Annotated in this window: 8 protein-coding genes; 3 read left to right on the top strand and 5 right to left on the bottom strand. The window is 41.9% G+C overall.

What is annotated here, in order from left to right:
* Nucleotides 1-506 precede the first annotated feature (506 nt).
* Nucleotides 507-2,174, bottom strand: coding sequence for an alpha/beta hydrolase (locus tag F8S12_RS02715; RefSeq protein ID WP_196514684.1), 1,668 nt, complete (start codon nucleotides 2,172-2,174; stop codon nucleotides 507-509).
* Between the two features lie 589 nt (nucleotides 2,175-2,763).
* Between F8S12_RS02715 and F8S12_RS02710 the strand changes: the two genes are divergently transcribed.
* A complete protein-coding gene (locus F8S12_RS02710) occupies nucleotides 2,764-3,216 on the top strand; it encodes a hypothetical protein (protein WP_196514687.1) in 453 nt (150 codons plus the stop codon).
* Between the two features lie 78 nt (nucleotides 3,217-3,294).
* Here the strand turns inward: F8S12_RS02710 and F8S12_RS02705 are convergent, their stop codons facing one another.
* A complete protein-coding gene (locus tag F8S12_RS02705; RefSeq protein ID WP_196514683.1) occupies nucleotides 3,295-4,335 on the bottom strand; it encodes a M28 family peptidase in 1,041 nt (346 codons plus the stop codon).
* Nucleotides 4,336-4,779: 444 nt separating this feature from the next.
* Here F8S12_RS02705 and F8S12_RS02700 point away from each other — a divergent pair, with 444 nt between their 5' ends.
* Both F8S12_RS02700 and F8S12_RS02695 read left to right on the top strand, forming a co-directional pair.
* The gene (locus F8S12_RS02700; protein WP_196514682.1) at nucleotides 4,780-5,421 is read left to right on the top strand and encodes a hypothetical protein; all 642 of its coding nucleotides are present in this window, start codon (nucleotides 4,780-4,782) and stop codon (nucleotides 5,419-5,421) included.
* 10 nt (nucleotides 5,422-5,431) lie between these two features.
* Entirely contained in the window at nucleotides 5,432-6,241 is an 810-nt protein-coding gene (locus F8S12_RS02695) for a pentapeptide repeat-containing protein (protein ID WP_196514681.1), read from the top strand.
* A gap of 46 nt (nucleotides 6,242-6,287) precedes the next feature.
* Here F8S12_RS02695 and F8S12_RS02690 read toward each other — a convergent pair whose 3' ends face one another.
* From F8S12_RS02690 to F8S12_RS02680, 3 genes are all read right to left on the bottom strand, one after another.
* Nucleotides 6,288-6,890, bottom strand: a complete 603-nt coding sequence (locus F8S12_RS02690; protein WP_196514680.1) for a hypothetical protein — start codon at nucleotides 6,888-6,890, stop codon at nucleotides 6,288-6,290.
* 442 nt (nucleotides 6,891-7,332) lie between these two features.
* The gene (locus tag F8S12_RS02685; protein ID WP_196514679.1) at nucleotides 7,333-7,653 is read right to left on the bottom strand and encodes an RNA recognition motif domain-containing protein; all 321 of its coding nucleotides are present in this window, start codon (nucleotides 7,651-7,653) and stop codon (nucleotides 7,333-7,335) included.
* 237 nt (nucleotides 7,654-7,890) lie between these two features.
* Nucleotides 7,891-8,433 carry a phycobiliprotein lyase gene (locus F8S12_RS02680; RefSeq protein ID WP_196514678.1) on the bottom strand — a complete coding sequence of 181 codons (543 nt, stop codon included), beginning with the start codon at nucleotides 8,431-8,433 and terminating at the stop codon, nucleotides 7,891-7,893.
* Between the last annotated feature and the right edge of the window lie 283 nt (nucleotides 8,434-8,716).

The raw sequence follows: 8,716 nt of genomic DNA, 5'->3' as shown, positions 1-8,716 counted from the left end.
ATTTTGTTACATAGTTAGGTTAATTCGTGCCTACCTACTTATTTAGACTATGAAAAACTAGTATTGCTTTAACAGCAACTATAAGTTTAATATCAAGTTAATATAATTTCTTCAGATAGAATATATGTTTAAACAGTTATTTAAACTATGAAAAATTAGTATTAATTTAACAGCAACTATAATTTTAATATCAAGTTAATATAATTTTATCTAGGTAAAATATCAAAAATTAAGTCCAATTTTATAAGCTGTATATTACTCACAGCAGCTTTCATTTATTTGAACCACAGATATTGTGTTGTAGCGAACATTGCTCATGCGTGTCAACTTAAGCCCCGACGAAGGTCATTCGCGCGTCAGGTGCTCATGGCGGAAACCTCCTGTTCCCGCACTGGCTTGGCTACACAAACATCCTCTAAGAGAAAATTAAGGATTTTGACTGTACAGACAACTCTGGGCAACGCACTGGTTCCCTGACATTAGATATTTGTTTAATTGGAAGCCGCTTATTTTTCAACAAATTCTTTCACCACTGGCACAGTACCAGGAGGAATCTGCGTAATTAGGCGAAATGGAAATGCGGCAGTCGAAGCAAACTGGGCATAATATGATGTCAGAAAGATCGCGTAGTTTTTAGCTTCTGGAGTCATCTGGAAAGCAAAGGCCAAAGTTATAGCTTTAACGTACTTGCGAACATCAGCCGCTTTTTCGCCTACAACTTCACCTCCACTAATCGGTGTATTTGGTTTTCCTATCTGATCCAAAGTGGTGCTGGGGTCTTTTACACTCAGATGAGTACCCCCAACTATACCAACGAGCCATTTCGGGGATGGAATTTTGTCAAATCCGACAATCTGTTCAGTTAAAGCTGGGGTGGTTTTATCTGCGGAACCTGCCAACACTAGGGTAGGAACTTGCACCTTGGTTAACCCAGTTTCGCCAAAAATCAGAGAAGTTGTCGGATTAAAAGCGATCGCCTGTTTGATTCTAGTATCCCGCAATTGATAGTTGTTTTCTGGCAGTTCTTGAGCAATGCACTGCATAGCTTCTCCCAGACTCAAGACAACCAAGTTCTTTTTGCAGCGTTGTTTGAGTCCTTCCAGTTGTAACTCAGCACCAGCAAGTGCTAAAGCTGTACCACCGCCAAAAGAATAACCAACAACCATCGCGTTCGTGGTGGCAAGTTTCCCCTGTAGCGGATTATTAGCTGTTTGGTTAAGCTTTTCCAATTCGTCGAGAACAAAACTAATATCTTGAGGGCGATACAAAAACTCTTGAGGCTTCACGATTCTGTTTTTGCCTTGTAATGCTGAGTTAATATTTGTCTCATTACTACCAGGATGTTCTAAAGCTGCTACGACATAACCGTGGGATGCTAAATGTTCTGCTAGGTAACGCAACTCTGTGCGGACTGACCCAAAGCCGTTAGAAAAGACAATTACAGGTTTGTTGGGAGTTGCAGCAGTTGACCAGTAAATATCGGCTGGAATGTTACGTTGGCGCTTTTGGTCATTCAGGCTTAAGTTGAGTATTTGTACTTGAGCGTTTCCTGATTTGGAAGGATCAAAAGGGAAAGCAATCTGCGGTGTTCTAGGGTTGAGTTGGGGAGCGATCGCTAGCATAAACTGTTGGGTACGCCAAAAAGCTGTATTCAAACTCCCTGCAACCACAAAAGCCTGGGGTAAATCAATTTCTAGGCGTTTACTGGGATAAGCAGCGATAAAGCTCAGTATAGAAAGACCCTGCGGTGCAGTAGAGCCTAATACCAATCCTGCTCTCAGTGCTTGTACCCCAGCTTTGTCTTCTCGGGCTAAGGCTGTAGCGAAGTCATTGAGAATACTTGTACCAATTTGGGTATTAACTAATTTACTAACGGTGACAACATTAAGCGGCAATTTCATGCCCAGTGCACCCAAGAAAAAGCGGCGTTGTTGTTCAGATAATCTTTTGGCGTAAGGCTTCAAACTCTCAGGTAATTCCCCAGTTTTGGCAGCCTTTTGCAACTCAGCAAGGGAGATGGATTCTGTAAATAAACCAAAACGCACGACAACCGTATCAGCCGCAATTGCCGAAGTGTTTGCCCCGAACTGTGTAAGTGCGATGCCTACGGCGGGCAAAGCCAACGCGCTAAAGAAACCCGCAACTGTCTTGAGACTTCCCCAACTTCTTGCCATAAATATTTTTACCAACTGTTACTTACGGGAATATAACGAATAATTGTGTATTTTACTACCAATGCGCTTAAGTTAAGATTTCCCCGCCTCCGGCGACCCCTTAAAAAGGAAGTAAAAGAGATATGAGCAAGCCTTTTTAAGGGGGGTTGGGGGGATCTCCGAACATTAAATATCACTAACCCAAGCGTATTGTATTTTACTACCCCATTGATTGCCTAGAAATAAAAGCGGATTTTTCCTGAACTTGGTGGCGATCGCCTTTACCTTGTCAACGCATCAGATGAGCCGAACAGAGCTACATCCAAAACATCACAAAGGCAACGAATTGTAGAATTCATCACAGCTAAAAATTTGAGCAGCATATTGGTGTTTACAGCCACAAAAACCCGATTGTTTCTCAACTAAGTTAAATACTATAACGAAGCTCTAAAACAGGGTAAGCGATGCCTGCGGCGGTAAACTACGCGTCTATTATCTGCACTTTTTGTGGTCTGAAGTCTTGACCATATTTTGGATTTAATAATTCAAAATCCTCTTGGGTAAAAAGGTTTCAGCATCTTTCTCAGAATCAACAATTTTTCTTGGCTTTATGCGTCGCCAATTTCCCTATATTTTAATTTTAATACTCTCGTTGAGTATTATTACACTGTGGTGGCCTGTGAATGATTCTGAGTGCAATTTTAAGGCTTTTTTAGCATCAAAAACCACAAAATTTCAAGTAGAGGCCACTAAGGTTATTGTTCAGCCGTGGCGTGGTCGTCACCATGTATATGGAATATTTATGATTCCTGATGAATACAAACAATCTCCATTTTTTGTGGTGACAGTCCAAGGTGCTGGCAGTTACTGTTCAAAGCAATTTGGTCATAAAAAGAACTTTGATGATATCTCTGCTGAACCAGGAACTTATCTGGTGAGGAAGTTTATTAGAACTCGAATAGCTCTGCGGCTTATTCTCCAAGGTTTATACTTTCAGATTAATGATAAACAGAATTGGACATTGACTTTTCCTGAACTAAAAACCGATCAAGATAATTCGTAATTCGTAATGACGCTCGCGGACTCGCTACCGCTACGCTAACGTAATTCGTAATTTGGTTTTTAACTACGAATTATTAGGTTAGTTTGGTGGTTGAGTTTCTAAAATTTCGTTCTTCTCTAACAAGGTAGTAGTAGCATTGACTACAATCTGTGCTGCTCCTGTGAAAAACGATCGCTCAATAGTCGCTGGAACATCGCTAGGTTTATGATAGTGGGGAGTACGTAAATTTGCGGTATCTGTCACCAGCACAGCGCCCACACCCTGATACCAAAATGGTGCATGGTCGCTGCGTAGGGTGTCAGGTGTCAGTAAACCTTTAAAAGGAATTGGTAGTGTTAAGACTGGTGGCAGATTTGATTTATGTTTATTCGGGACGGTTGACGGAAGTATCTGTGAGCTTTGAAAGGCATTCAGCAAAGGCAAATGTTCCGTATCACCGATTACTGCCAAAAAGTCGCCCTTGTCGCTAGGTGGGGTAAGAGGCAATCCCGCAGGATATTTTTGACACCCAGCAGTGTAACAAGCATAACCCACCATATCCATGACAATCGCTCCGTGCAGGTTTTGCAAGCGTGGTGCTTTGCTCACAAAAGCCTGACTACCCAAAAGTCCCGCTTCTTCTTGGTCAAAAAAGGCTAGCTGTAACGTCCGTGGCGTTGTCCGAGAACCTAGCAACCGGGCTACTTCCAGCACCACAGCGACGCCACTAGCGTTATCATCAGCACCAGGGGATAAGGCAACAGTGTCATAATGGGCTGCTACGAGAATTGCTCCAGATGCAATGCTTGTTCCTACACGTTCGGCAAAAATATTCACACCCTCAGAGAACTTTTCCAATTTGGGTTTCCAGCCGAATTTTCTCAGTTCAGTTGTGATATAAGTGCGAGTAAGCGATCGCTCTGTTGTTGTGTAGCGCTGAAAATTTAACTTTTGGATATGGGTTAACAGCTTGTTAGCAGACACTTGCGGCGCACTGTTAACTTCCTTTGACTCTGGCTGTGGCGTTTCCACTGGAATCCTCTCAACAGTTGCCGGTGAGGGAAGCTGTTCAAAAAACGTGCTACCTCTGCTACCTACCACGGCAACTGCCAACAGCATCACCCAAATCCACTTTTTCATCTCATTTATCCCTGGCTTCCAGACTTAGGGTAGCGCAAATGCCCAGTCCTAATTAATTAGATGGAAGTACTTCTATCATCCACTAATTTAGTTAGGGAAGCTGGTAAAATTTATATTCCCTATACTTTAACCTCTTGTATTTCCCTTCTACACCGCCGCCGCTATTGTTTCCTGATCCTTTTTTGTAACATTAACTTGCTCAGTAAATGAAGGCAAGTATTGCTCAATTTGGGCATTGCAGACAACGATTTGTGTTTAATAAAACTTGTACAATTGTCAAGGCGGTTTTTACTGTCAGAGTACTTCTCAGGTATAAGATTTATCGATAGCAAAATTTTTCTATTTAGTGTTTTTTCATCCTTGACTTGTGGCTAAAATGCTGCAAGTAAAGCGATCGCATTTTGTAATAGATAACTTTTACCCTTATGACTGGAGAGGAAAATTTTGGGAATAGAACTACGCAGTTTCGTATTTCTCGACAGCCTGCAACCTCAACATGCAGCATATATGGGAACAGTCTCTCAAGGCTTCTTACCATTACCAGGGGATACATCACTGTGGATTGAAATCTCTCCTGGTATCGAAATTAATAAGATTACGGATATAGCCTTAAAATCTGCTTCTGTCCGTCCGGGAGTACAAGTAGTCGAACGACTGTATGGACTATTGGAAGTACATTCTAGCTCCCAAGGCGAAACGCGAGCTGCTGGTCAAGCTATTTTGGCGGCATTGGGAGTCCGAAGAGAGGAATGTCTGAAACCGCGTGTTGTTTCTAGTCAGATTATCCGCAACATTGATGCTTACCAAACACAACTTATTAATCGCACGCGACGGGGACAGCTACTACTAGCAGGGCAAACGTTGTATGTATTAGAAGTAGAACCTGCTGCTTACGCCGCACTAGCTGCGAATGAAGCTGAGAAAGCAGCAATGATTAACATTCTTGAGGTTCAAGCTGTAGGTAGCTTTGGACGGCTTTACTTAGGCGGAAAAGAACAAGATATTATAGCAGGTGCGGCGGGAGCGTTAACGGCCATTGAAAGTGTAGCTGGTCGGGCAAATTCTCTGGGTGGGCGTCAGGAGTAAAGGAGAGAAAATGGCAAATCTAGAGCATCTAGCTTTACTGAAAGCAGGTGCAGTTACATGGATTGAGTGGAGAAAGAAAAATCCCCAGATTGAACCAGACTTAAGCGGCGCGAATCTGCAAGGAGACAACCTCAGAGGCGCAAACCTCCAGGGGGTAAACTTGAGCAGGGTAGATTTGGGTAATGCTTTACTTGTGCGAGCAAACCTCAGTGGTGCTGACCTCAGTAGTGCCAACTTCTCTAAAGCCTTCCTTGCTGAAGCTAACTTGAGCAGGGCTAACATCAGTGTTGCTAACTTGAGTGGTGCTATACTTACGCAAGCAGATTTGAGTCATGCCAATTTAATTGGATCTGACTTGAGTCAGGCGGATCTTAGAGGTGCTGCGATCGCATCTGCTAATCTAATTGGAACTGATTTAAGAGGTGCTAACTTGAAAGATGCTGATTTGGGTGCAGCAAAGCTGATTCGGACTAACCTCAGCTTTGCCAACCTCATTGAAGCTAACTTGATTGCCGCCGACCTTAGCGAGGCAAGTTTGTACGAGGCGGAGATGTTGGGAGCTTATCTTTACAAAACTGAGCTGTACAAAGCTAATCTGAACAAAGCTCATTTAAGTGGTGCTTACCTGCTCCAAGCTAACCTAAGTGAGGCTGACTTGAGTCAAGCTAATTTGAGTTGGACTAACCTCAGAGGAGCAAATTTGGCAGGGGCGAATCTCAGAGGAGCAAACCTTAGAGGAGCTGACCTAAAAGGAGCTAACCTTAGCGGAGTCAATCTTCAGGAAGCAATTATGCCTAATATAAATTCACTTATTTATTAGCCTTGCAATCAATTCCAAGGCTAATCTAGTAGAGGTTTTAGTTATCTCATTTTTTCAAAACCACATGGAAGGAATTTAAATATCCGGTAATGGTTTTAGCTAATGTCTTCTGCTGTTTTTTAGTGGTTATTGCCATTACTTGATATAGTCTTCCTTCGGCAATATACATTCTACTTTTAGTAATTTTACCTCCAGAATTGATGTACTCAATTTCTTTGCCAGGATGATTATTTGAACTCCGAATGTTTCGTTGACTAATTAAATTACTTTTCGTAGTCTTTAGAGCTATATCCCGTGCATTATTAAGTACAGCTTGGGGATCAGCCATTTCTCCATAACTATAAGGAAAGTCATTGTAAGTAACTATGTATGCTACTTCCTGCTTTGGTGGTTGAGCGACAAATACTTCTAAGTTAATTTGTCCCATGTAAGTTTTTTGGGCTTGGGTATTTCTGTTGGGGCTTCCTGGCATCAAAATAGTAAAGCGCCCATCTGGAGGGGTGAATAACTTCCATTGTGGCTGCACGGGTTGAGAAACGGTTGGTTTGGCAACAGACGCGGGAGGTTTGGGTTGACGCGCCTCCACTAAAACAGATCCACTACAGACAAAAGTAACGGCGATTAATGGTAACAGACTTCTAACTGTCATATTTTTTGTATTTTAAGATGCTGATATCACTGATGATGCTAGTTGTTCACTCTAACAGAGCTACAATTAGACAATTGACCAAAAAAATGGGACTCAAGCCCCGTCCTTCTAGGACGGCTTTATAGTAAACTGTATATAGTCGCCATAGGGCATTGGGAGACTATAAACGAACGTCGAGGGATGGTAAGACTAAATCGAATAGCACAACCCAATGAAGCGTTAAGGAATCCTCGGACTTTAGGACGAGGAGGTATGTCAACAATCAATCTAACAAACTATTTACAAAATTCCCTTAACAACTCATTAGAAAGCAACTTTACCTATTTCATGTAGGTTTTTTAGGTTTCTGAAAATTCTTAAGTTGAGTTTTGCATAGAAAAGGCTCAAGCGGCAATGCTTGAGCCTTTTATAAATTCAATTAAGTTACTTTAGTCTACTTGGTTTAGTAGCGGTTACGGTTGTAGCCACCGCCGCCGCCGCCGCCGCCACGGTTTCCACCACCAAAGGAACCACCTCTGTCTTCTCTAGGCTTGGCCTTATTCACTTTAAGGTCACGACCCAGCCACTCAGCACCATCAAGAGCTTCAATGGCAGCTGTTTCTTCAGCCTCTGTACCCATTTCCACGAAAGCAAAGCCGCGTAGACGACCTGTTTCTCGGTCAGTAGGTAGCTGAACGCGCTTTACAGAACCATATTCTGCAAAAACAGCACTCAGCGCGTCTTGTGTAACTTCATAGGAGAGGTTACCTACGTAAATTGACATTGAATGTCTCCAAAATCATAAGTTTGTAGAGATTTAGATTTCGGAGAGAAGTCTGTAATACTGTCAAGAGGAAAAAGCCTGTCAATACTAAACACAAACACTGTCACCGAATTAATTCTCATTTCACTTCCCATTATGACATAGCAGCTAACTTTCTGGGGAAAGTTTAAAAAACTGTTATGGAAAGTTATGTTAAGTAGTCAAACTACTTATAGCCAGCCGCAGCCATCGGATAAACTAATCCTCCACTCTTTTTTCTAAATATTGGCCAATCATCAACTGCTCATCTGCACGGGAGATGATGGTCTGTCTGGTGCGGTATTTGCTACCAATTAGCTTTAACTCTTCCTCAAACACTGAACCGTTATACTCAGTTCGCAAACACAGTGTTTTTGGGTTGGAGAAATAATATTGGGCGGTAACTGGTTTGGATATGGCAAAACCGCGATCGCGACACAAGGTGCTGCCCATAACCCCAAATAAAGTTGAGCCTTGAGACTCTTTCCTTGCCTTTAGCACATCCGTACTTTCCCATGTAACTGCTGCACCACAGATAAAACTACCCAGATCAGGCAAATCGTGCATCTGAGCTAGCTTTTGCAATTCATCACATCCTTGCTCTAGAAAATTGATCGTAACTATACTCTCCATCTCCTTGATTTCTCCCTTCGGTAGGGTGTAGTAGCGCCGTTGCGATCGCCACTTACCTGTTGATTCCTGGAAAAATTCGGAAATCTGGGATTCATTAGCAGTTTGTGCAATTTTTAGCAATGATGTCATGCCTTACTTTCCTCACCTAATGCAAATATATTTCTGGCAAAAGTTAATTCTTGCTGTTGTTGCTACAGTATTTATCGCCCCGTTTCTTGCCATATTATGCAAGGGGGGTAAGAAAAGATAGTGTTCTCTAATACATTTTAGACACAAAAAGCAATAAATCTTTAATATTTTTAATATATTAAGCAATATACCATAAATACTAGTATTTATGGTAGAATAAGATCCTATGTAACAAATAATAAGGGTAATTATTATAATACTGTCCATGATGTTAGAATAAGGT

It is taken from the genome of Nostoc sp. WHI (assembly GCF_015714725.1).
Taxonomy (GTDB): domain Bacteria; phylum Cyanobacteriota; class Cyanobacteriia; order Cyanobacteriales; family Nostocaceae; genus Nostoc.
The sequence above is the reverse complement of the archived record's forward strand: the minus strand, read 5'-3'. Positions and strand labels throughout refer to the sequence as shown.

Bases quoted from the DNA above. Each gene is read 5' to 3' on its own strand.
- F8S12_RS02715 (WP_196514684.1), bottom strand. From the start codon at position 2,174: ATGGCAAGAAGTTGGGGAAGTCTCAAGACAGTTGCGGGTTTCTTTAGC.
- F8S12_RS02710 (WP_196514687.1), top strand. From the start codon at position 2,764: ATGCGTCGCCAATTTCCCTATATTTTAATTTTAATACTCTCGTTGAGT.
- F8S12_RS02705 (WP_196514683.1), bottom strand. From the start codon at position 4,335: ATGAAAAAGTGGATTTGGGTGATGCTGTTGGCAGTTGCCGTGGTAGGT.
- F8S12_RS02695 (WP_196514681.1), top strand. From the start codon at position 5,432: ATGGCAAATCTAGAGCATCTAGCTTTACTGAAAGCAGGTGCAGTTACA.
- F8S12_RS02690 (WP_196514680.1), bottom strand. From the start codon at position 6,890: ATGACAGTTAGAAGTCTGTTACCATTAATCGCCGTTACTTTTGTCTGT.
- F8S12_RS02685 (WP_196514679.1), bottom strand. From the start codon at position 7,653: ATGTCAATTTACGTAGGTAACCTCTCCTATGAAGTTACACAAGACGCG.
- F8S12_RS02680 (WP_196514678.1), bottom strand. From the start codon at position 8,433: ATGACATCATTGCTAAAAATTGCACAAACTGCTAATGAATCCCAGATT.